Here is a 21,966-nt window from a genome sequence, read left to right on the forward strand (position 1 = left end):
CGCAAAGGTTTTATCCCCCGCAGTTTTCAGAGGAGATTGCAGAAGAACGCCGCCTTCCAAGGACTTAGCGTCTCCGATCGAGGATACTACTACGTTGAGTTTATCTCCTTTGCGGTCGCTTCGGGTGTTATATCTTTCGGAGGAAGACAAGAACAGGAACGGGGAACTAACGGTCGCGGAAATAAAAAGACGGTCGGTCTCATACACGGAGGAGCGATCGTCGAACAAGAGTTAGATCAGAATTTTTACGCCTCCGAAAGAGTTCAGATTCAACTGGACAATCAGGATTTCACCACGTTAAACGCCGTTATCGCCCAGATACGTTCCATTCTTCCCGGAAAACACGGAGTCGGCCCGGAGTCCGTCGTCCCCGTTTCTCCTTCGGAAATCAATATCGTTCTGGGTAAAACTTTCGAAAACAAATCGGACCTATTCTTAAATTTATTAAGCGACATTGAAAATCTGACCGTCGAAGCTCAAGTAAAGCCTAAAGTTGTGATCAACGAAAGAACGGGTGTGATCGTTATGGGGGGAAACATCACGATTGAAGAAGTTGCGGTTTCCCGTTCCGGTCTGAATCTTTCCGTTACGGATAAAAATCGAAAACGGAACTGGCTGGGAAAAGAACAGGAGCCGGTAAAAAGTTCCTTTCTCATCGAAGAATCCACGAGCGTAGGCGACGTCGTCGAGGCTCTGAACAAAGTCGGCGCGTCCACGAGAGACATCATCGCAATCTTAGAGGCCCTTAAGAAGTCGGGAGCGTTGCACGCAGAACTGGAGATCCAATGAAAATCGATTCAATCAACGATTATACGAACAAGTTAAATCTTCTCGAAAAATCCGAAGTTCGAAGTTTGATCAACGCCGAAAACGCGACTAAGGGAAAGGCGAACGTCTCTTTTCCCGATCAACTAAGAGAGGAATTTAACGAGAAACTTTCAGGAAAGATCAGTTCGTCTGAAATCCGTCTTCCTCACAATATCAAAGAGGAGATCCAAGCCGATCCTTATCGTAAAAAACTCTATTCGGCTTCCGTCGAATTCGAGTCCATCTTCGTTAAGATGATGTTGACCGAAATGAAAAAGACCGTCGAAAAATCGGGCTTGATCGACGGAGGACACGCGGAAGAAATTTTCGAAGACATGCTATACGACGAATACGCAAAGAACCTTTCCTCTAATTCCTCTCTCGGACTTGCGGAACAGATCTATCAGTCTCTTTCATCCAATCTCCCTCCCGTGAACGCGGCAAAACGGCTGGATCAAAAAGTCTAATCCAAGTTATACGATCAGATCGTTGAACCGGATCGTATCCAGATCGTTTTGAAGTTTTTCCTCCGTCTTTTCCATCTTGGTTTGAATGTTCGCGGGAAATAATTTCAAACCTTCGTCTCCCGTTAAAAGAGGTTCCGGAATCTTTCGATAAACGTCGCCCACGCTCAAATCCGCGGAAGCCGCAATTGGAACGTATTCGTTTTTTCTTGTTTCCGATAAGAATCCCAATTCACATAGTTTTTTCGTCAAAACCGGAATCTCTTCCTCTTTTAAACGCGAAAGAAGAGCGATCTCTCGCGCAGAGGAGGGAATTTTTTTGTCCTTTTGAATCTGATAAGCCGACTTCAGAGCGAGGATCAGCTTTTTGAATTCGTTGCTCGTGGACGAATGCATCGTTTCCAATGATTGAAGAGGCGCAAGATATCGTTCTCTGAATTGTAAAGATGCGGTAATCTCGGCTCCGAATAGAACTATTAAGGAAAGTGAATATACACCCAATAAAAAGATAGGAATGGCGGCTAACGCTTTGTAGATGATCATCGTCGTTTCGCTGAAGGAGGAAAGATAGACTTGAAATCCCCAAAGAAAAATTAAGAAGATCACACCGGTGACGGCTGCACCCGCGGCGGACGCTTTGAGCGGAACCTTTGTATTCGGAATCAGAGAATAAAGACTCAGGAAAAAAAGCCAGATTCCCGAAAGAGGGAAAAGAATTCTTAAAAAAGAATAGATTGAAAAAACGCTGTCCCCTCCGGTCACGAGCGTAGTCGCAAATTTCTGATCCTTTGACTCGGTGATGCTGATGGTTCTATATTCTCCGACGTTCAACATTCTGATCTTTCCGTTTTCTTTTCTTTCCAGAAGAAGGTTGGCCCAAAGTTTTCCGTTTATCGGTGTATAAAACGGGCTCCAGTGGTCGCCCTCGTCTGTGGAGATAAGAATGTGACCGAGACTGTCCATCGCAAAAAGTTCCATCTGATCCGTTCCCGTAAATGACCAGATTCTAATAAAGTTATATCTTTTGTGACTCGTTTCGATCCAACTGTTGCCGCCGTCCTTCGAACGATAGATTACTCCTCTTTCGCCCGCGAGAAAAATATCACCGTTCTGTGTCCTGTGAATATCGTGGAACGCAAGGTGGGTCAGCCGGTTCGGATAAAAAGTAAATCCTTTGTCGTTGCTCGTCCAGACCGTTCCCGATTCGTCCGCGATATAACCGTTTAGCGGATCCGGAAAATAAACCTTGGATGCGTTCATCTTTAGTCGGTCTTTGAAGATCGGCTTAAAGGAGATTCCTTCGGGAATGTAATGTAACACTTCACCATTTTTGAATACAATGAAAATGTTATTTACGTCCACGATTTCTATGTCTTTGAGCTCGACGCCATCTAAAGAAGTTAAGGTCCAGACGGACGATTCGATAGGTCTGATGAGAAGGACTCCCTTTTGCGAAAGCACGTAAATCAGTCCTTCGTTGATTTTGATTTTGATAAAATCGGAATTGCCGATATCGGGCTTTTTGCAGAAGTCGAGTCTTCCGCCCAGATTATCCAGACATTTCATATTTTCAAAATCGATTTCGTCCTCTCGTATGGAATAATCCTTTTTGAGGTTGGAATCCATACGAAACAATGTCCCGTTCTCGCCGCTGACCCAGATCTTTCCCGAAGGATCCCTTTCCATCGAGAAGTAGTGGGGCGGTCTGAAAAAATCGATGGTCTTTTCCGCCACGCCTTCTCCGATCACAAAAAGAAGAGGTCCGATCGCCAACACGAAAAAGTAGAACACGAGTTTTTGAAAAAGGGATCGGTTGGATTGGATCTTCCAAATTCCATTAAAGGCGTTTTCGAGAGAACGTAAAACTGCGGTTGCGGAAAATACAAGAATGACAAAGCCGATCGCTCCAATCTGAGACGCGGTGTCGATCAAGTCTCCTATCGTCTCAAGATACGTGTTTATATCTACGTTGATGTTGCTCTGCAGAATGAAAGTGTTGATCGTATCGAAAATTTCCTCTTTACGATTCTCCAATCCGGAAGTGATCGTTATGAGCGATAAAGCCACCGTCAACATGGGGATGAGAGATACGATCGTTGTGTAGGAGATCCCCGAGGCTTGCATGAGACAATCGTCCTTGATAAAACGATATGCGGAACCGACGATGACTCTTAGAAAAAGTACGAAGTAACGTAAGAATCCGCTCTCAGGAATCTTTTCGGAATCGGTCAACCAACCCGGTTTTAAAATGTGTAACATCCTTCATTCTACCTTGAAGCTGTACAGTACCATAGACGAAGTCAGCGGTCTGCCATTCTTTTTGAATTTGCTTTTCCAGTGGTAAATTCCGATACGAATCCATTTCCAATATTCGAACCAGGAACTGAAACTACCTCTGGACTTGAGTAATTTTGCGGAGAGAGAAAAGTCGACTCCGGGATACGTGATATGATCTTTGAAACCGGATTGATCAAGAATTTTTTTGAGATTGGATTCGGAATAATAGTAAAAATGTCCCGGAAGGTAATAGTGATAACTCGGACCGGCTTCGATCGCCTGCCATCCTTCGAAGTTCGCGGTCTGAAGCAGTAACAAACCTCCGGGTTTAAGAATCCGGTTTAATTTTGCAAAGACCAAAGAAGGTTCCGAAAGGTGTTCGATCACTTCCACGAGAGTTACTACGTCGAAAAAGTTTTCGGGAAGGTCTGCGTCTAAAAATTCTCCGGTAAAAACCTTGAAACCTCTTGCTTCCGCGATTTTTGCGGAGAATGGAGATATCTCGACCCCGGTCACGTCGAAGCCCGCTTCTTTCGCGCAGTTTAGGAAACCGCCGAAGGAGCAACCGACATCCAGAAATTGTCCTGTATATTTGAATTTTTGAATATTCTTGATTCTTGCGTTCCAGACGTATCGATCGAATTTTTCCGTCTTTCTTTCGTCTCTGTAGGAAAAGTCCGCGTTTCCGGAATAGTATTCTTCCGTGTATAACTCGGAGGCTTTGGGTCTCGGATATTGGGTTTGGAGTCCGCAGGAAGCACACAAGAATATGGGTATATTATAATGATTGAATGTAGAATTGTATAAGAACTTCCAGAGATTCGCTCCGCAACAAGGACAGATTTCGTTCAGAGTTTGGCGAGGAAAATCCAATGACAAATCCTTTCTTCCAATTTTCCGAGAGGAGTTCTTTCGGTATATCCGAACTCGACTTGGGAAAAACCGGTTAGATCCCGTTTCAATTCTTCCAAGGTATAAAATCGAGAGTAGGCGCCTTTGAGATCGGGGGTTTGAATCGTGGTTCCTTGCGCTTGAAGATGTGTGTCTCCGATCGCGCGTACGGATCCGGCTATAAATCCGCCCGGTTTCAAAATCCTTTTTTTCTCGTCTAAGATCTGTTTGGCGAGTTGGGCCGTGTTGTAGTGAAGGACTCCCCAGGATACGATCACGTCGAAAAAGTCGTCTTCGAAAGAATAAGGAGGATTCCCGCTAACGGACGCGTTTACAAAAGGATATTCTCTGGAAATCGTTTGAACTGAGTTTTCAGTATAATCGGTAGCGTAGACTTGATAACCGAATTCGTTTAACAAAAGACAATGTCTTCCGGAGCCGGCTCCGAAATCCAATGCCTTTTTTGGAATCGAAGATTCTTTCGAAGTCGTTTTAATTTTGGAAAGCATTCTTACCAGATTCTCGTCGGGATAGCCGAGCCTGGATTTGTTTCGTGTGTAATGAAGATTCCAAGCCGACTGAGAGGAAGGTTCAGATGGATTCAAACTTGCCTTCCAGTCTTTCCCGAACGGAGGACTTCCATTCTTCCAAACTTCGATTGTTTTGGTCCGGGCCCAACAACGCGATGCTTCGTGTTCGGACCGAGTTTCCATCGTCTGTCTTTAGGAGCTCGCCGGGTTGTTTCCATTTCAGATCGAAGATGAGTTTTTCCTTTCCCTGCGTTTGAAAAGAAGAATGTTCCATAAACTTAGATTTTCCTTCGGGAGGAGCGGAGAAAAAAACGCCTGCGAATTTTTTCGGAACCTCTGAATACTGAACGAAAGGTTTGATCTTTTCTCCTACTAAGAGTCGAACCAGATTCTCGAAGTAACGAGATCCGAAGTAGTTTGGAACTAGATAGTCCGCAAGAAATTCCCCGCCGACTTCCGGAACCGCCTCGATGAGATAGATTTCTCCGAGGGGATTGATACGAAACTCCGCGACAAAAGGACAATTGTTCATCCTGGTCGCAGCAACGAGGGCTCTGCAATTGAGGAGAATTTCTCCCACGAGCTCGGTATGCAAAAAAGGAAGTGTATGAGCAATTTCTAAATAAGGCGCGTAAGAAGTTACGTCCTTGTGAGAGATGGAGGCCGGAAAAAATTCTCCGTTTTGAACGAGTCCGCAGACTGTAATTTCAAATCCAGGAATGTATTCTTCGGCGATCCATTCTTCCTTTTCCGTTACGTGAACCGCGGCTTTTTTCTTTGCGGAAGTTTTGGGACGAGGGACCTTCTTTTTGGACTTGAGATGTTGTTCCCATTCTTCCGGTTGATAAAACGTATGAATTCCTTCTTTGCTGTTTCCCCGCGCCGGCTTTAACACAAAAGGAAACTGTGTTCTGGATATTCCGGAGTGGAGATCCAAATTTTCCGGAACTAAAATCCCTACTTTTTGAGTCGCTTGTTTGAGCAGATTCTTATCCGAACAAATCTCCACGGAGGCAAGAGGCGCATAACGCAGCTTCATCTTATCCGCGATATAAGAAGCCGTATAAGTCGCCTTTCCGTAAGAGCGGGTTCCGACTCCCACGATCTTTCCCTGCAATGGAAGTTCGGAAGCGGTTTTAAGAATTTTACGATATTCTGTTACAGATTCTAAGATTCGAAGGGACGCGAGACCTAATCCGGGAGCACGATCGTTTTGATCTACGGCGATGACCGTATATCCCAAATCGATCGCGGAGGTGATGAGGGGTATTTGGTTGATACCGGCTCCGATGGAAAGAAAATACCCCTTCTGTTTCATTTCCCTTCGTATTTCTTTGGATCCCCCAAGAAAGTCAAAGGATTTTTAAGAGGAAAGGTTTGGATTGGTGATCCAAGCCTCTGCGATCTTAGGATCGGTATAGAAGCGTTCGTTTTCTCTTCCGAACTTTTCTTGGTAAGAATTTATCTTGGTTTCGTCCTGATGAACGTGAGCCGCGGCGATACATCGAATTCCCCGAAGGTTTCGGAATGTCATCTTTTCGGATTCTTCAAAGAGATTCAGATATCCGACCTTCCATCCGTAATCGGAAAGGACGCCGGGGATGACGGTGCGAAATCGTTTGTGCGCTTCCATGTTTGCCGCTTCGAAGCCGTGCAGATTTACGAGGATCTTAAAAACTGCATTCTCCGGTATTTGATCGATACTTTCGAGAAGTCTTTTTTCCCAGAGTTCTACGTCTTCCATCTTCACTTTTCCGCTGAGAGTTGTGGAAATAAGTTGTTTCTCGGAAATCCACCGGGTCGTCGTCTTTGTCATTTTTTATCCTCGAGCTGAAAATCATTCGGCTCGAGAATTGGACTGTTCGTTTTTACGATCTGTTGACTCGTTCGTAAAGAATTCTAACCCCTCCGGCTTTTTCTCCCTCCGGAGTCAAATTCTGGGAAAAGATAATGAGTTTGTTTTCTCCGTCTTTTTCCAGATGAGTTTTCCATCCCCATTGTCTTTCGGGAGTTTCTCCCCCGTAGTGGCCGGTGAATGAAAAATCGGCGCCTCCGGATTCTCCTAACGAATATAGAATTCCGCTTCCCATTCCGAACGTCTCGATCCAAGCCGATTCGTATCGTTTGCGATCGATATGATATCCGTAGATCGCGATTCCTTCCAGAGGTTCTCCGGCATAACTTCCCTTGTATTCGTGGAATAAAAATCTTCCACCTAATACGAGTTTTATGTTCCCGGAGATCGGAGATTCGTCCGCGATTTTTCCCTCTTCGAATATCATGTGTGCGACTCCCTTCCAGTCGCCTACGAAGGATTCAAATTCTTTATGAATGCCTTCTCGTTTTGAAATTTCAAACTTTTCTTTGCCCATGGCGGGACAGTAGGCGAGCATCGGACGGGGAAATCAAGAAAATTTAGAACGAAATGCGAAGAAGATCGGTTCGATCGGGATTTATGTGTGAGTTCCTACTTTTTTCAAGATTCTACCGAGAAACTAAGACAAACGTATGAGTTCCTACAAAAAACGATCTCCAAGAAAACGGCAAAGGTTGACCGTTATACAAAAATCAGCGGATTTCGAATTCTACGCTGACCTTGGCTTGGATTTTTCTTTCTCCTACGGAAAGAGGAGAGGAGTCGCTTTCCCTGCCTTTCATTTGATAGACGACTAACGGATTGATGTTCGAATCCGATTCTATGATCCGCATGGGAACGACTTCGGTTTTTCCGATGGAAGTGGCGAGGACTAAGGCTTTATTTTTAGCGTCTTCCAGGGCCGCAACGAGCGCTTCCTTTTCTTGCTTTTGTGTGTTGTCGGACTTGAATTCGATTCCGCTAATTTGGTTGACTCCGAGTTTTTGAATCTCCAACAGCAAATCCTTATATACTTTCATGTTTCTGAGTTTGAGAAGAATTCCGGACGAAGCCAAATAAGGTCTTAATTTTCCTTCGTCCAGATATTGTCTTTGTAAAGTATAATCCGTGCTATGAATGTCCTTTGCGGAAATCTTAAATTCTTTGGAAAGGGATTGGATTACGTTCGTCACTCTCTGTAAATTTTTTTCCTGTGCGATTTTAGGATTCGAATCCTCCACCTCGACGGAAAAAGAAATCTGTATGTAGTCGGTTTCCACAATGGCAGTTCCGTTACCCGAAACCGTAATGCTCTGTTTTGATTCTGAATGAATTCCGAACGGAATAAAAGCGAATAACGTAAGAAGAATGAGTAAACGTTGAATCATGGTCGGATGATTCTTACCGGAGCTTCGTTTTTGAAAACAAAAAAAAAGACGGAAGAGGAAAACCTCGACCGTCTTTTTTGCGAAACAAAAGAAAGGAAAGAATGAATTACATCATTCCGCCCATTCCTCCCATACCGCCGCCCATTCCCGCCATCGGGTTAGGACCGTCTTTTTCAGGCTTATCGGTGATCGTAACTTCGGTCGTTAAGATCATGGAACCGATAGACGCCGCATTTTGGAGAGCGGAACGAACCACTTTCGCGGGGTCAACGACTCCGGCTACGAGAAGGTCTTCCCAAACCATAGTGAGCGCGTTGAAACCTTCGTTTCCTTTTTTACTCTTCGCGTGTTCCACGATTACGGATCCTTCCAGACCAGCGTTATTCGTGATCATACGAATCGGTTCTTCCAAAGAACGGAAGATGATTTTAGCGCCCGTAGCTTCGTCGCCTTCGAGTTTCAGAGCGGCAACCGCTTCCTGAGCTTTGAGAAGAGTCAATCCACCGCCGGGAACGATTCCTTCTTCGACCGCTGCGCGGGTCGCGGAAAGAGCGTCTTCCACGCGGGCTTTTTTCTCTTTCATTTCCACTTCGGTAGCGGCGCCCACGTGAATCACGGCAACACCACCCGCGAGTTTCGCGAGTCTTTCCTGGAGTTTTTCTCTGTCATACTCGGAAGAAGTATCTTCGATCTGTTTTTTGATCTGACCGATTCTTCCTTGAATGTCTTTTGTCTGACCTTTGCCTTCGATGATCGTGGTGTTTTCTTTGTCCACGGTCACTTTGTTCGCACGGCCGAGCATTTGAAGAGTCGCGTTTTCCAGTTTCATTCCGAGGTCTTCGGAAATCACTTGTCCTCCGGTGAGAATCGCGATGTCTTCCAACATGGATTTTCTTCTGTCACCGAAACCGGGAGCTTTCACCGCAACGCAGGAAATGGTTTTTCTAAGAGTGTTCACTACGATCGTAGCCAACGCTTCTCCTTCCACTTCTTCGGAGATGATCACGAGAGGTTTTCCGGCTTGTGCGACTTTTTCCAAAACGTGAATCAGATCTTTCATAGAAGAGATCTTTTTGTCGTAGATGAGGATGAACGGATCGTTCAGAGTTGCGATCATGGATTCAGGATCGGTCACCATATAAGGTGAAATGTATCCTCTGTCGAATTGCATTCCTTCCACCACGTCGAGAGTGGTTTCGATGGATTTTGCTTCTTCCACAGTGATGACTCCGTCTTTACCGACTTTGTCCATCGCGTCAGCGATCAGATTTCCGATCGCGCTGTCGTTGTTTGCGGAAATGGTAGCAACGTTTGCGATGTCTTTTTTGTTTTCGATCTTAACCGCTCTTTTTTGAATGCTTTCAACGGCTGCCGTCACTGCTTTGTCGATTCCTCTTTTGAGAGACATCGGGTTCGCACCTGCGGTTACGTTTTTCAAACCTTCGTTGATGATGGATTGAGCAAGAATCGTAGCGGTAGTAGTTCCGTCTCCGGCGACGTCGTTCGTCTTTGTGGAAACTTCTTTTACCATCTGCGCTCCCATGTTTTCCAGAGAGTCTTCGAGCTCGATTTCTTTCGCAACGGTCACACCGTCTTTTGTGATGGTGGGAGCGCCGAATTTTTTATCGATCACTACGTTGCGACCCTTAGGCCCGAGGGTAACTTTTACCGCGTTTGCGAGTTTGTTTACGCCTTCGAGGAGTTTACGTCTTGCTGTTTCGTTGTATTCTATTTCTTTAGCCATGATTTACTCCTGAATTATTTTTTAACAACGGCGAGAATGTCGCTCTCACGGATGATGAGGTATTCTTTGCCTTCGGATTTGATTTCAGTTCCGGAATATTTTCCGTAAAGGACGGTATCGCCAACTTTTACTTCGAGAGCGATGAGTTTTCCGTCTTCGTATTTGCCGCTTCCGACTTCTACGACCTTTCCTTCTTGCGGTTTTTCTTTTGCCGTATCAGGAACGAAAATGCTACCGATCTTTTCCTCGGCTTCCTGTCTTGGTTCTACGAGGACTCTGTCACCCAGAGGTTTAATCGATGCCATAGACTAACTCCTTAAAATGTTGATTAGCACTATCATAGGAAGAGTGCTGACTTAGATTTCCAATTAAAAAATTTGCCTTTCGATCGTCAAGCACTTCCTGTTCGAGAGTGCTAATTTCCGGAAATGAAAAAAAGAAGAATCGCGTAGAATTTCTCAAATCGCGAAACGGAGCCAGTCTAAAGAAAAATCCATTTTCCGGGAGAATCATGTTTCCAAAAGAGAATCTGATCCGAGTTCGAGATCTGGGCCAAAAGCCCGTCCGTGAAGAAGCGCCTTACATTCTCTATTGGATGTCGATGGCGAGACGGCTCGCTTGGAATCATTCTTTGGATTACGCGATCCATCTCTCCAAAAAATACAAAAAGGAACTTCTGATCTATGAGCCCTTGAAGATGGATTATCCCTGGAGTTCGCCCAGGTTTCATCGATTTATTTTAGAGGGAATGGCGGATAACGCGAAAGAGGCGAAGAAGTCCGGACTCAAATACAGAGCCTTTGTAGAAACCAGGGAAAATCCAATCTCGGACGTTCTTGGGAAATTGAGCGCGAACGCAGCTTTGATCGTGACGGACGATTATCCGGCTTATATTATTCCCGAAATGTTTTCACAAGTCTCTTCTCGGATCGAATGCAAGCTGCTCGCGGTGGATTCCAATTCCATCATACCGCTTTCTTTATACGGAGAATTCGCTTCGGCGGCGAGAATCCTAAGGCCGCGGGTCCATCGTTTGTTCGGAGAATCCTGGAGTCTGCGCTCTTTTCTCAAGCCGGAAAAACCGCATGCAGAAAAGGAAAATTCCTGGTTGGAAAAGAATCCGGATTCTCCCTTAAAGACAGTTCGCTGGTATGATCCGGAAGAAGATTCTCATTTTAGAATATTCGAAAAAATTGATTTTCTTTGCCCGGACGTCGCGCCAGTCTCCGGAAAGATCGGCGGAAGGAAACAAGGGCTGAAACTTCTCAGACGGTTTTTAGAGGAGGGTTTGTCCGGATACGCGGAAAAAAGAAGCCAGCCGAAACGGCCGGAGGATTCCCATTCTTCCCTTCTTTCCCCGTATCTGCACTTCGGTCATATCGCGCAAGAAGAAGTCGTGAGCGCCGTTTTGGATAGGAATCTGGACGAACCTTGGAATCCGGGAATCATCGTTCCCGAAAATAAAAACAAAAGAGAAGGATTTTTTCATCCGGACGAAAACGTGAATTCGTTCTTGGACGAACTCATCACTTGGAGGGACGTAGGCTTTTTGATGTTTTGGAAAAATCCTTCCTTTCGAAAGGACCTTTCCATCCTTCCGGATTGGATCCGGAAGAATCTTGATTTTCATAAAAAGGACAAACGTCCTTTTTTGTATTCCAAAAAAGAACTGGAGAACGCAAGGACGCATGACGCGGTATGGAACGCGGCGCAAAAGGAACTGGTTCTATCGGGAAGTATGCACAATTATCTTCGGATGCTCTGGGGAAAAAAAGTGATCGAATGGACGCCCGACTACGAGACCGCTTTTGAAATTTTGGAAGACTTCAACAACAAATACGCGTACGACGGAAGAGATCCGAACTCTTACACCGGAATTCTTTGGTGTTTCGGTTTGTTCGATCGGCCTTGGTTTCCGGAGAGAAACGTTTTCGGTAACATCCGTTATATGTCATCGGATTCTACGGCAAAAAAATTCAAGTTACAATCCTACTTTGATTATATTCAATCTTTGGAAGGGATCTCGACGGAATTGTTTTGATCCAAATGGCTTGCATTTTAGAACCGGAATGGATAGAATCGTAGAAAAAGAGGATGAACTACTATGACTACAGAAGCCGCACCTAAGACGTATGATACGTTTAAAGAATTTTGGCCCTTTTACTTAGGGGAACATTCGCACCCGCTCAACCGAACTTTTCATTTTATCGGAACTTCGATCGCTCTCGGTTGGATTCTTACCGCGATCGTCAATCTGAATCCGTATTACATCCTGGCCGCTCTTTTCTCAGGCTACTTCTTTGCTTGGATCGGACATTTTTTTATAGAGAAGAATCGCCCCGCGACGTTTACTTATCCTTTCAAATCCTTCATGGGCGATTGGCTTATGTATTTCTACATTCTAACCGGTCAGATCGGAAAAGAATTGGAGAAGATCGGTAAGAAATAAATTCTTTCTGAATTCGGAGAATTCTTTTTTCCTTTCTCGTTCCGCCAAAAAAGGGTCGCCCGATTTGCGACGACCCTTCTCAAAAATCTCAAGTAAAAGTATCTGATTATTTTTTAGACTTATCGATCACTTCCACGGATAAACCCATCGGAACCGAGTTTGCGTCTCTTGCAAACGTAATCTTAGGAATCGAAAGGTCCGTTTTGGACGGATCAAAGTCCACGACCTTGGTCAGATCGAATTTAATTCGGATCGCAAGATCTTCGGGACTGATTCCGGATCCGTCTCTCGAAACGACGGGAAGATCCGCGGGAATGACGATCAATCTTAAAAAACCTCTTCCGTAGTGAACGATTCGTTGGTGTTTGACGAGACTCTCTAGGATGTTCCTTTCCTTATCGGAAACGGTGCGGGAATATTCCAAATCATAATCCCAAGTAACGTAGTCTCTGAAATTCATTTTAACGAAGAGTGTGGAGTCGATATGTTCTCTTCTTGCGAGTAGGATAACGCTCGCGCTGGCTAAGTCGGTATCGCACGCGTCGCAGAATAACAAACCTCCCGCGGCCGAACTCTGAAACGCGGTCATTGGCAAAGAGGAATATTCCGGATACTTGTAGAGATAATTTTTGGTTTCGTTTTGTGTTCCGGTTACGTAGTTGAAAAAGACGTTGTCTAAGATCAAACCCGCTCTATAGATGTTCAGTTCTAAAAAATCGATTTTATAGTTTGTGACTTCGTTCAGATAGGTTTGAAATCTTGAGTTGACGTATTTTAGAATGCTCGGGTCCATCCAGGATTCGATATTCACCACTTCGCTGTTTTGAATGAGATTGTCTTTTACGCTATTTCCGGCGCTATTAAAAACTTCATCCAGAATCACCGCGGTCGTCCAATTCAAAACCGGTTTCGCTTCTCCGGGTTTGTTTATGCTAACCGAATAGAGTTCTTTTCCTTTCTCCGGTTGATAACTGTGCGCATAGATCCTGAGTTGTCCGAAATACATCGCCTGAACTCGATTCGATTCGTTGCTTTCGTTGGATCTTTGATTTTGAGAAGCGGAACTTCCTCCGGAGAATTCGACCGAAATTCCTTTCGGAATTTGGAGCAAGGAAAGGAGCGTCAATAGTTCTCCGTCTTGATTCTTTTTTCCTTTGGCGCAGGAGGAAAGAAAAAGAAGAATCAGAAAATACGTTCCTAATTTTGCAAATTGTTTCATAGGGTTCCTTCTTTGTGAAATTCTTCCCTTCTTACGTAGCATGAGATCGGAATCGGCCAATAAAATGAAGTGAATTCGTGAAGAATTGAAAGATCAAAACTCTTTCTTATAATTTGTGTCGAATTTGATTGTATTGTTATAGAAGATGAATGCGTTCGTTTGAGGTCTGAAGAAGAGGTGAGACCGAAGAAATCGCGGAACTTTGAGTTCGATGTTACGTCTTGAGTCGCGCGTCGAAATTCTCGAGAGGCGCGTGTTATGTAGCGTTCGGATTCTTCTTTTCCATTGACAGAACCTCAATCCTATGAAGATTCTCCCGAATGCAAATTCGAAGAACTTTTCTCGTTTTCTTTGCGATTCTCGTTTCTTTCGTTTTCTTAAATTGTTTCCTCTATAAAAAAGATTGCCGCAAAACAAATTCTTGTCCGGTTACGTTTATGATCGGCTTCGGTTTCGGAACGGATTTGAACGGAGATCACCTCGCGGAGCGCGTTCCGAAAGGGGCTCGCCTTTTGGTGTTAGTCGATTCAGACGGCGAAGTGCAGAATGCAAAGGGAGCGTACGGTTCACTCTATACAAAATGTCTCTGGAATGAGAAGGAGGTTTTTCTTTCTTCCAACGATTTATCCTATAACAAAAAGATTCGTGTGTTTTCGAAGTCCGGAATTCTTCTCCAAGAAAAACCGGATCCGGATTCTAAAAAGATCGGGGAGTTGTCATACAATACGAGCGTAAGATTGATCGACGAAAAAGAACCGGGTCACGATCTCCGCGCCTTTGTCAAGGTTACGAACGGAATCGTATCGGGATGGGCGAGGCGAGATCATTTTACGGACGGAGACTATGACGCCTTTTTTTATCGAAAGCCTTTGAAGAGCGTTTTGGAAAATCATCCGATCCTCGTCAAGGACGAGGAGAATCGGCTTGAAGTGACTTGGTCAGGGACCGATTTTAAAACCGTAGAATGCAAACTCAGGGAAACGATTTGTTCGGTTGAGATGAAATTCGGGAAGGCCACTTACGGAGAAACTCAAGAAGCGATTTTTTTCGAAATCAAACCGGATCAAAAGACGAGCCCCGAATTTCTCTGCGAGATTCGCAAGATCGACTTCATCGATTCTTTTCAGTTCGTCGAAGAGAATCGACTTTCTCCTTTTGCTTACTGCGAACGGACGATGAGTTCCGATACGGAAGAAGACGATTCGTTTGAATGAAGAAGTCGTTTGAAAAACATAAGAGTTCCCACGTTTCGTGGATTCTTTCTGTCACTGGATTTGCATAGGAGTTCCCACAAAAATATAGCTAATTCGAACGAGAGAAAAGTCGGTGTAAAAATAAAATTTCACCGGTTATCAGTTCGGAGGACTTCGACTTCCTAAAACATGAGCGTTGTCATTTACTTATTTTGCAAAAAAAATCTTCAGATCGAACCTAAACATGTTCAAGAATTTTTTGAAGACGGAGTTTATTGGGATCCGGAGCCGAAATTCGTCTCGAAGGTTTTCGCAGGTGGTTTCGAATTGCAAATTCGATACGATCGGAAAAAGAAGCCCTTCCATGTTTCTTTTTTTTCAAACAAGCACGAGACTTTTCTTGAAACCAAACAAGAAATTTTGGAAATTCTCGAGGAGGAACCGAAGGGAAGTGCGGTTAAAAAAATTACGGAGTGGATTGAAAAGTCCGTTCAGATGCTTTCGATCGATGTGGATCCTGTGAGCATTGAAGAAGAGGATTGGTGCGCGGTGGATTCTTTCGAAGCGTTTTTCGCGAAAGAATCGGCTGCCTTGATTTATTCTTCTGGAGAATTTTTTGAAGTGAAAGATCTGATCCGAAAGATTTATTCCTTTCGAAACGGTTCCTATTGAGTAGCGCTTTCCGTTATCGCTCCCTATGGGTCGCGTTTCTCAAGCTTTCGCTTGAAAGCCAACGGCTACGCTTCGCGGCCTTTTGGCGGCTTCGCTCCCTATGGGTCGCGTTTCTCAAGCTTTCGCTTGAAAGCCAACGGCTACGCTTCGCGGCCTTTTGGCGGCTTCGCTCCCTATGGGTCGCGTTTCTCAAGCTTTCGCTTGAAAGCCAACGGCTACGCTTCGCGGCCTTTTGGCGGCTTCGCTCCCTATGGGTCGCTCAACCCCACATAACTTCATAAACCTGGATCGGTTCTTCTTTGCCTTTTACCTTGACACGAGGCATTCGATTGAGGGTATATTTTCCGCCTAACAGCTCCATGGTTTCCTTAGAGATCAAAAACGACTTCTTTAAAAGTTTACAGAGGGATTCTATGCGGGACGCGGTATTGACGGCGTCTCCGATAACGGTGTATTCTCTGTGAAGGTCGTTTCCTATGTTGCCCGCGAAAACTTCTCCGGTATGAATTCCGATTCCGATCGTGATCGGAGTTTTTCCCTCGGACTTGCGTAGAAAGTTCCATTCGGAAAGACGTTTCTGCATGATCACTCCGCAGCCGACCGCGTTTCTTGCGTCCACTTCCGCGGAAGGAGAAGGGTGAGGGGTTCCGAAAGTTGCCATCACAGCGTCTCCGATATATTTGTCCAAGGTCCCGTTGTTTTCAAAAACGCATTCCATCATAATATTACGAAATTCTGATAGAAGCTCGCTGAGATCTTTCGGGTCCATGTTTTCGGACATAGAAGTAAAGTTTCGAATGTCCAAAAAAAGAATACTTACTGTTTGGCGGTTCCCGCTCTGAAGAGTTTTAGGATTCTCCATCATCTCATGTACGATTTTCGGAGAGAAGTATCTGGAGAGCTCGGACTTTTGACCTTCCGCGATTCCGATTCTTCTTACCATCGAAACCGTACGAAAAATACCGATCGCGATCACGACTGAAAAACAAAAATACAAGGTCGGTTTCCCGGTGATGATATCCTCGAGCAAAACCGCGGGGCCGCTTACGTATTCTCCCCAGTGTTTTGCGTAGATAAGTTTTCCGGAAGAAACCGCCAGCCAAAGAATCGTGAAGTAAAATATATAAAAAAGAAAAAGTCCGATAAAGACAAAACGAATCCGAAACTGTAAGAGAGAATAGATGATCGGAAACAGATAAAACAGATTGATCGGATTTTTTAAAGTAAAACCTAAATCCACATCCGGCACCGTAAACGTATAGAATAGCAGGATGAGAAGAATGAGAATGTATTCGGCGATCAAGGTGATATAATTGAAAATGGAAATGATCGAATCTGGAAAGGCCCGGATCACGATTGTGTGAGTTACGGTCAAAAGCAGATAAACGGAGAATGCGATTAAATTCGTGGTTTTACTTCCGGCGTCCAAGTTGGCGATCACCTGGATCGCAAAAAAGAACGCGATTAGATAACGGAAATAATTGGTTATGATGATACCGTTCAATTCCTCTTTTTTTAAGACTTCCAATACCGATTCCGGCATGGACTTTCGGTCCAAAATGTGCAGGGCGTTTTTAAATGAACGAAATGGATTCACAAAGTTCAAGATAGAAAGTTAAGGGTTCGAAATCAATTCTTTCCGCGGAGATAAACTTCTTTTGAAAAAAATTCTTTCATAAAAAAGGGACAAAGACAAAGTTTCCGGATATATCGCTGGGAAAAGGTAAAGAATGAGTAAAAAAATCGCGTTGGTTGCAGGCGCTTCCGGGTTGATCGGTAAATATCTTTTGGAAGAAATGTCCCGTTCCGGCGAATATTCCAAGGTCTACGCTCTCGTAAGAAAATCAGGATCCGTCGTCGGGGCTGAGGAAATCGTCGCGGATTTCGACACGTTATCCGCAACATCGATTCCCAAAGGTGTTTCCGACGTGTTTTGCAGTTTGGGGACTACGATTTCAAAGGCCGGAAGTCAGGAGAATTTTAGAAAAGTCGATTACGAATACGTTATAAAGCTTGCCGAACTCGCGAAGTCGGCGGGGGTCAAATCGTTCCTGGTCGTGAGCGCGCTCGGCGCCGATTTCAAATCGATGATCTTTTACAATCGGGTCAAGGGCGAGATGGAAAGAGATCTGGAAAAAATCGGATTCACTTTTACCGGAATCTTCCGTCCTTCCTTGTTGGAGGGAGAAAGAGAAGAGGTTCGTTTCGGAGAAACCGTAGGACATTATTTATCTAAGGTCGTAAATCCGTTTCTTTTGGGAGGAATTCGAAAATACAGATCGATTCACGGAAGGACCGTCGCCAAGGCGATGATTACGATCGCTCAAAAAGAACCGAGCGGAGTTCGAATTTTAGAATCGGATAGAATCGAGTCCATCGGAAATCCCTGATTCTTCTTTGATTCCAATTTTGGAAAGAATCGCAAGTCCATTCGAATTTGAATGGAAGATCCGCGCGGATCAATATCGATCTTCAAAACTTTTTTCCGATTTTCAAAGTAAGAAAATCTATCGGAAGCGGCTCCGTTTTTCGAAACGTTCAAAGAAAATTCGAGCACGATCGACCCTTTGGAATTGGATCGGAAGGAATGATAAAACGAAAGACGCTTCGACTCGGAAAGGAAACGAATTCCGATCCGAGACGAAGCCTAAAGATTTTTTTACGCGAAGGTAAGTTGACCTTGGCGATTTTCAATTTCGATTTTGTTCGCCGCAAGGATGGACTTGGATTCTAAATTGTATTCTCTCGCGAGAACCGCCTTCTTATCCTTGGCTTCTCCTTTCAAACGCGAAACCGATCTTTCCAAAAGAAGTCCGATCAAAATTCGCGCCGTCGATTCGACGACTTCGAAAGCGACCTCGTCTCTCAAAGATGAATTTTCCACGGAAGTATAAGCCTCCACGATCTTCTCAAACGTTTCTTTGTTTTCTACCAAAAGAGTGGAAGGAGAAATTTTGGAGAATTCTTCTTCGAAGTATTGACGAAGATGACCTTTTGCGGACATTCCGGAAACGATGCCTCCGATCGCGGCGACGACCTGAAGCTGAGTCGTTCCTTCGTAGATGTTCGTAATTCTTACGTCTCTGTAAATTCTAGATATATCGTAGTCGTAAGTAAATCCCGCGCCTCCGTGGATTTGGAGACCGTCGTATGCGATTTTATTTGCAAGTTCCGTAATATAATACTTTGATAATGGAGTGAAAAGATTCGCCAGCTTTTCCCATTTACGAATCGTTTCGTCTTTGCGGATTTCTTTTTCCTCGGCTCCTTTCAGTTTCAAACGTTCCGATTTCCAGTGATAGAGATCGATCGAACGGGAGGCTTCCAGAAGAATCGCTCTCATTCCCGCGATCTCGCGGTCCATCGCGGAAAGCATCTTTTTCACCGCCGGAATATTTTGGATCGTTTTGCCGAACTGTTCCCTTTCGGCTGCATATTTTTTCGCTTCCATATACGCCGCCGTCGCGATTCCCATCGCCTGGGCCGCGATGGAAAGTCTCGCACCGTTCATCATCGCCATGGAATAACGGACCAAACCGTAACCTTCTTCTCCGATGAGAATTCCGGGAGAATTTTCGTAGACTACTTCGCAGGTCGGAGAACAGTGAAGGCCCATCTTCTTTTCGATTCCGGCGATAAAAACGTCGGAGCTCTTTACGAGAAAGAAGGAAAGCCCCCTCGCTCCGCTTGTCGGAGTTCCCGTTCGTGCAAGCGTAAGAATCACCGCGGGAATCTCTCCGAAACCGCAGCCGTGAGTGATAAATCGTTTAGCGCCCGTTAGTCGCCATACGCCGTTTGCGTCCTTTACCGCTTTTGTTTGGAGATTGGGGAGATCCGATCCGTAGTTCGGTTCGGTGAGCGCCATTGCGCCGAACAATTCTCCGCTCGCCATTTTGGGAACGTATTCTTCCACCATTTCAGGAGATCCGAATCTTTCGATCGTCTCCGCGAGGTTGAGGCATCCCAGCGTGATCGCGAAGGAACCGTCCGCTCTGGAAAACAATTCCATCATCATGGTTTGAACCGTTGCGGGAATTCCCAAACCTCCGTGATGTCTTCCGATGCTGTAAGGAAGAATTCCTGCTTCTTTGACTTGATTGATTCCCTTTACCATCGCTTCCGGAAACGTAACTTTTCCGGAAGAATATTTGAGTCCTTCCACATCCAGATCTTTTGCGAGAGGAGCGATCTGTTTCCCGGCGATCTCTCCTCCGGATTCTAAAATCGATTTATAATATTCTAATGCGTCTTCGTAGGAACCGGGCGCCATCGCCAGTTCGTCTTTTCCGTTTTTCTGATATTCTTTGTGGTCTTCGAAGTCGCCCTCAAAACCGTCGATGATCTCTTTCCAATCCACGATCGTTTGAAAGTTTTCCTGTAGGTCGGCGTTTTCTGAAAAATAATTATTCTCTATCATTTCAAATCCTTTGTGAACTTATGTTCAGGCTGATTTTAGTCTTATTGTCACTCCGGATCCGAATCGAAAGGCTGAAAACCGAAATTCTTCCGTATCGAACATTGTTTGGAGAATTCGAGTCTTTCAGAACGGGTGTTCTTCTTTGGAAAACGAGGATCGCCGATTCGTTTTTTCGAGTGGGTAGGTATGTGCGGCGGGCGTTCCGCCGATTTGCTTTTTTGTAAAATCGTATTTCGCAAGTAAAAAGTTTCCAGCGTGGGAACTCTTACAAAATCTTCCTAGATCGTTCTCGCTGCGTAGCCTTGCTTTTTGTTTTTTTGAAATTTTGAGAATGGAAAGAGGGACCTATTTTAAATCTCAGCGACTTAAAGTTCGATTGTAAGAATGTTCCGAAAGGCGAATTTTTTGTCGGAATAAAAAAAGGGACGTTTTTTGAAACTTTCCCTTTGAGTTGTTTGAGGAAGGAAATTCGCAAAACGATCTCGGTCGAATTCATTTTCCCTTTGTAAAGGAACGCTTTCCAAAAGAAGTATATTCCAAAAAGAGGATGGAATAAAAAAAGCCGCCTTGCGGCGGCTTTTTACCTTAAACAACTGTTTAACTAAGTGTTAATTACTTAGTAGCGTCAGCTGCAGCTTTTTTCAAAGAATCTTCAGCAGCTACTGCTTGTTTTTGCAGTTCTTCAGGATTTGAGTGAATCAGTGGGCTCACACCTGGAATACCTGGTGGGAAGAGCAGACCAACAGACGCAACGAAAGATCCTTTCACTTCACCTGGTTTGTAGGTAGTGAAAGAAATTCTGTAGAGACCTCTTACTAAAAGTTTTTTAGTGTCGATGCTCTTCAGTTCGTCAAAAGATTTTGGAGGATTAGGGATGGTAATTCTTGTAAGAGAGTTATATTTTGCATGTCTCTCTTCTTTGTAAGTATCATCTCCATCATCATCATCATCTAGCTTTTGAACTGGTTTTCCTTTCGCAGCTTTTGCGATTTGGTCAGGCATAATAGCCGACATTCTTTCAACGCGAACCCAGGTATCAAACCAACTTGGCATTGATTTTTCTTCTGGAGTTGCAGCTTTGAAAGCGTCACTTACTAGGTCTCCGTCGCCTGGCTCACCGATTTCGCCAGTTGGGGAAATCATACGAACTCCCATCTCAGCGATCACAGCAGGAACCCAAACGTAGAGGTAGTATGCTTTTTTGCTTCCATCGACTAAACCGTCCGGCGCTTGTCCTGGCTTGATGTATCCATAGTAATGGATTACAGATCCGTAGGGAAGAAGCGTTTTCACGGTTTCATTTGTCCCTGGGATTGTGCTCTCGCTCAGTACAAAAGAGCTTTTTAGGCTTGGCAGACCACCGAACGCACCACAAGCGGTAATGCTTGCAAATAATGCGACGGAGATAGCCAAAATCGAAAGTTTTTTCATAGACTCTCCTTAGTTAGGAAAATCACGGTATGGACTCGGGAACTTTTTGTAAATCAATATTGAATAATTTTTTACCTGAAAGTGATAGAATCCGATTAAAATGGAACTTAAAAAGAAAACCAAAGTCACAATAGGTCCTTAAAGAACGGTCGCAGGCTCGGTTTTAAGTTTTAGAGTTCTTTTGGAAAAAAATTTTCAATCGACCAACAGGTGTAGGAAGAATTCATTTTTTCTGAAAAAACCGTTTGATCCAGTCCCAAAGATCCAAAAACCAAGCAAGGATTCTTCCAAAGATTGTTGAATACGAATACCGCTCCAGGAGTTCCCGAACTCTTTCCTGTTCTTCCGAAGTAAATTCCAAACGAATATTGTTTTCCTCGGCCTCCATCTGAACCCGTTCTTTTTTATTCCGAATGTCTACAATCCGGACGTCGACGTATTCCCAGCCGAGTAGTTTGACGCTTTCCAATCTTCTTTCTCCAGAGATCAAAGTATTGTCCAGATCGATGAGAATCGGATGCAAAAGCCCCAGCTTTTGAATGGATTCTTTTAAGGGGCGAAGGTCGCCCAAATCTTTTCGGATACGATTCTTAACTTTGATGTCGGAGACTCGAATTTTCATTGTTTCT

The 21,966-nt window shown here is 44.5% G+C and carries 20 protein-coding genes and 2 pseudogenes; 7 read left to right on the top strand and 15 right to left on the bottom strand.

The annotated features are described in order from the left end of the window. Positions 1 to 114, bottom strand: a pseudogene (locus CH376_RS24900) (flagellar basal body P-ring protein FlgI); the annotation flags it as partial. Here CH376_RS24900 and CH376_RS18305 point away from each other — a divergent pair. Together CH376_RS18305 and CH376_RS18310 are read left to right on the top strand one after the other, a co-directional pair. Continuing rightward, positions 106 to 789 (top strand): annotated as a pseudogene (locus CH376_RS18305) (flagellar basal body P-ring protein FlgI); the annotation flags it as partial. The pseudogenes CH376_RS24900 and CH376_RS18305 sit on opposite strands and share 9 nt — an antisense overlap. Next, complete coding sequence (locus CH376_RS18310; RefSeq protein WP_100784268.1) at positions 786 to 1,274, top strand: rod-binding protein; 489 nt, start codon at positions 786 to 788, stop codon at positions 1,272 to 1,274. The pseudogene CH376_RS18305 and the gene CH376_RS18310, both read left to right, overlap by 4 nt. Before the next feature lie 6 nt (positions 1,275 to 1,280). On the opposite strand, the gene CH376_RS18315 is transcribed toward CH376_RS18310, so the two are convergent. From CH376_RS18315 to groES, 9 genes are all read right to left on the bottom strand, one after another. Further along, positions 1,281 to 3,530 (bottom strand): YhjD/YihY/BrkB family envelope integrity protein, encoded by a 2,250-nt coding sequence (locus tag CH376_RS18315; RefSeq protein ID WP_100784269.1) that lies wholly within the window; start codon positions 3,528 to 3,530, stop codon positions 1,281 to 1,283. 3 nt (positions 3,531 to 3,533) lie between these two features. Next, on the bottom strand, positions 3,534 to 4,421 hold the full coding sequence (locus tag CH376_RS18320; protein ID WP_100784270.1) for a class I SAM-dependent methyltransferase: 888 nt from the start codon (positions 4,419 to 4,421) through the stop codon (positions 3,534 to 3,536). Beyond that, positions 4,397 to 5,044 carry a class I SAM-dependent methyltransferase gene (locus CH376_RS18325; RefSeq protein ID WP_100784271.1) on the bottom strand — a complete coding sequence of 216 codons (648 nt, stop codon included), beginning with the start codon at positions 5,042 to 5,044 and terminating at the stop codon, positions 4,397 to 4,399. The genes CH376_RS18320 and CH376_RS18325 overlap by 25 nt, the downstream gene beginning before the upstream one ends. Then, positions 5,031 to 6,287, bottom strand: coding sequence for an ATP-grasp domain-containing protein (locus CH376_RS18330; protein ID WP_100784272.1), 1,257 nt, complete (start codon positions 6,285 to 6,287; stop codon positions 5,031 to 5,033). Before CH376_RS18330 ends, CH376_RS18325 begins: the two co-directional genes overlap by 14 nt. A 45-nt stretch (positions 6,288 to 6,332) precedes the next feature. Then, positions 6,333 to 6,785: a hypothetical protein gene (locus CH376_RS18335; protein ID WP_100784273.1), complete on the bottom strand. Its 453-nt coding sequence runs from the start codon at positions 6,783 to 6,785 to the stop codon at positions 6,333 to 6,335. A gap of 52 nt (positions 6,786 to 6,837) precedes the next feature. Next, positions 6,838 to 7,341 carry a DUF1579 family protein gene (locus CH376_RS18340; protein WP_100784275.1) on the bottom strand — a complete coding sequence of 168 codons (504 nt, stop codon included), beginning with the start codon at positions 7,339 to 7,341 and terminating at the stop codon, positions 6,838 to 6,840. A 196-nt stretch (positions 7,342 to 7,537) separates the two neighbouring features. Continuing rightward, the gene (locus CH376_RS18345) at positions 7,538 to 8,212 is read right to left on the bottom strand and encodes an SIMPL domain-containing protein (protein WP_100784276.1); all 675 of its coding nucleotides are present in this window, start codon (positions 8,210 to 8,212) and stop codon (positions 7,538 to 7,540) included. Between the two features lie 106 nt (positions 8,213 to 8,318). Next, positions 8,319 to 9,956: a chaperonin GroEL gene (groL, locus tag CH376_RS18350; protein ID WP_100784278.1), complete on the bottom strand. Its 1,638-nt coding sequence runs from the start codon at positions 9,954 to 9,956 to the stop codon at positions 8,319 to 8,321. Between the two features lie 14 nt (positions 9,957 to 9,970). After that, a complete protein-coding gene (gene groES, locus CH376_RS18355; RefSeq protein WP_100784280.1) occupies positions 9,971 to 10,261 on the bottom strand; it encodes a co-chaperone GroES in 291 nt (96 codons plus the stop codon). Between the two features lie 206 nt (positions 10,262 to 10,467). On the opposite strand from groES, the gene CH376_RS18360 reads away from it, so the two are divergent. Further along, positions 10,468 to 11,997, top strand: coding sequence for a deoxyribodipyrimidine photolyase (locus CH376_RS18360; protein WP_100784499.1), 1,530 nt, complete (start codon positions 10,468 to 10,470; stop codon positions 11,995 to 11,997). Between the two features lie 63 nt (positions 11,998 to 12,060). Further along, entirely contained in the window at positions 12,061 to 12,405 is a 345-nt protein-coding gene (locus CH376_RS18365) for an Mpo1-like protein (protein ID WP_100784282.1), read from the top strand. A 106-nt stretch (positions 12,406 to 12,511) separates the two neighbouring features. Here the strand turns inward: CH376_RS18365 and CH376_RS18370 are convergent, their stop codons facing one another. Next, a complete protein-coding gene (locus CH376_RS18370) occupies positions 12,512 to 13,624 on the bottom strand; it encodes a hypothetical protein (RefSeq protein WP_100784283.1) in 1,113 nt (370 codons plus the stop codon). Between the two features lie 320 nt (positions 13,625 to 13,944). On the opposite strand from CH376_RS18370, the gene CH376_RS18375 reads away from it, so the two are divergent. Beyond that, positions 13,945 to 14,838 (top strand): SH3 domain-containing protein, encoded by an 894-nt coding sequence (locus CH376_RS18375; RefSeq protein WP_100784285.1) that lies wholly within the window; start codon positions 13,945 to 13,947, stop codon positions 14,836 to 14,838. A gap of 399 nt (positions 14,839 to 15,237) precedes the next feature. After that, positions 15,238 to 15,489, top strand: coding sequence for a hypothetical protein (locus CH376_RS24090; RefSeq protein ID WP_125231904.1), 252 nt, complete (start codon positions 15,238 to 15,240; stop codon positions 15,487 to 15,489). A gap of 259 nt (positions 15,490 to 15,748) precedes the next feature. On the opposite strand, the gene CH376_RS18385 is transcribed toward CH376_RS24090, so the two are convergent. Then, entirely contained in the window at positions 15,749 to 17,095 is a 1,347-nt protein-coding gene (locus tag CH376_RS18385; RefSeq protein WP_100784288.1) for an adenylate/guanylate cyclase domain-containing protein, read from the bottom strand. Between the two features lie 124 nt (positions 17,096 to 17,219). Between CH376_RS18385 and CH376_RS18390 the strand changes: the two genes are divergently transcribed. Beyond that, positions 17,220 to 17,879: an oxidoreductase gene (locus tag CH376_RS18390; protein ID WP_100784290.1), complete on the top strand. Its 660-nt coding sequence runs from the start codon at positions 17,220 to 17,222 to the stop codon at positions 17,877 to 17,879. 269 nt (positions 17,880 to 18,148) lie between these two features. On the opposite strand, the gene CH376_RS18400 is transcribed toward CH376_RS18390, so the two are convergent. From CH376_RS18400 to CH376_RS18420, 3 genes are all read right to left on the bottom strand, one after another. Then, positions 18,149 to 19,906 carry an acyl-CoA dehydrogenase family protein gene (locus CH376_RS18400; RefSeq protein WP_100784293.1) on the bottom strand — a complete coding sequence of 586 codons (1,758 nt, stop codon included), beginning with the start codon at positions 19,904 to 19,906 and terminating at the stop codon, positions 18,149 to 18,151. A gap of 612 nt (positions 19,907 to 20,518) precedes the next feature. Beyond that, the gene (lipL32, locus tag CH376_RS18415) at positions 20,519 to 21,337 is read right to left on the bottom strand and encodes a major surface lipoprotein LipL32 (RefSeq protein WP_100784296.1); all 819 of its coding nucleotides are present in this window, start codon (positions 21,335 to 21,337) and stop codon (positions 20,519 to 20,521) included. Between the two features lie 223 nt (positions 21,338 to 21,560). Further along, positions 21,561 to 21,959, bottom strand: a complete 399-nt coding sequence (locus CH376_RS18420; protein ID WP_100784297.1) for a ParB N-terminal domain-containing protein — start codon at positions 21,957 to 21,959, stop codon at positions 21,561 to 21,563. Positions 21,960 to 21,966: the final 7 nt, after the last annotated feature.

Source organism: Leptospira adleri (assembly GCF_002811985.1).
GTDB lineage: Bacteria > Spirochaetota > Leptospiria > Leptospirales > Leptospiraceae > Leptospira > Leptospira adleri.

Excerpts from the sequence above, each read along its gene's own strand:
- CH376_RS18365 (WP_100784282.1), top strand. The coding sequence starts at position 12,061 with ATGACTACAGAAGCCGCACCTAAGACGTATGATACGTTTAAAGAATTT.
- groES (WP_100784280.1), bottom strand. The coding sequence starts at position 10,261 with ATGGCATCGATTAAACCTCTGGGTGACAGAGTCCTCGTAGAACCAAGA.
- CH376_RS18330 (WP_100784272.1), bottom strand. The coding sequence starts at position 6,287 with ATGAAACAGAAGGGGTATTTTCTTTCCATCGGAGCCGGTATCAACCAA.
- groL (WP_100784278.1), bottom strand. The coding sequence starts at position 9,956 with ATGGCTAAAGAAATAGAATACAACGAAACAGCAAGACGTAAACTCCTC.
- CH376_RS18340 (WP_100784275.1), bottom strand. The coding sequence starts at position 7,341 with ATGGGCAAAGAAAAGTTTGAAATTTCAAAACGAGAAGGCATTCATAAA.
- CH376_RS18400 (WP_100784293.1), bottom strand. The coding sequence starts at position 19,906 with ATGATAGAGAATAATTATTTTTCAGAAAACGCCGACCTACAGGAAAAC.
- CH376_RS18360 (WP_100784499.1), top strand. The coding sequence starts at position 10,468 with ATGTTTCCAAAAGAGAATCTGATCCGAGTTCGAGATCTGGGCCAAAAG.
- CH376_RS18370 (WP_100784283.1), bottom strand. The coding sequence starts at position 13,624 with ATGAAACAATTTGCAAAATTAGGAACGTATTTTCTGATTCTTCTTTTT.
- CH376_RS18375 (WP_100784285.1), top strand. The coding sequence starts at position 13,945 with ATGCAAATTCGAAGAACTTTTCTCGTTTTCTTTGCGATTCTCGTTTCT.
- CH376_RS18315 (WP_100784269.1), bottom strand. The coding sequence starts at position 3,530 with ATGTTACACATTTTAAAACCGGGTTGGTTGACCGATTCCGAAAAGATT.
- CH376_RS18310 (WP_100784268.1), top strand. The coding sequence starts at position 786 with ATGAAAATCGATTCAATCAACGATTATACGAACAAGTTAAATCTTCTC.
- CH376_RS18420 (WP_100784297.1), bottom strand. The coding sequence starts at position 21,959 with ATGAAAATTCGAGTCTCCGACATCAAAGTTAAGAATCGTATCCGAAAA.
- CH376_RS18335 (WP_100784273.1), bottom strand. The coding sequence starts at position 6,785 with ATGACAAAGACGACGACCCGGTGGATTTCCGAGAAACAACTTATTTCC.
- CH376_RS18390 (WP_100784290.1), top strand. The coding sequence starts at position 17,220 with ATGAGTAAAAAAATCGCGTTGGTTGCAGGCGCTTCCGGGTTGATCGGT.
- CH376_RS18345 (WP_100784276.1), bottom strand. The coding sequence starts at position 8,212 with ATGATTCAACGTTTACTCATTCTTCTTACGTTATTCGCTTTTATTCCG.
- lipL32 (WP_100784296.1), bottom strand. The coding sequence starts at position 21,337 with ATGAAAAAACTTTCGATTTTGGCTATCTCCGTCGCATTATTTGCAAGC.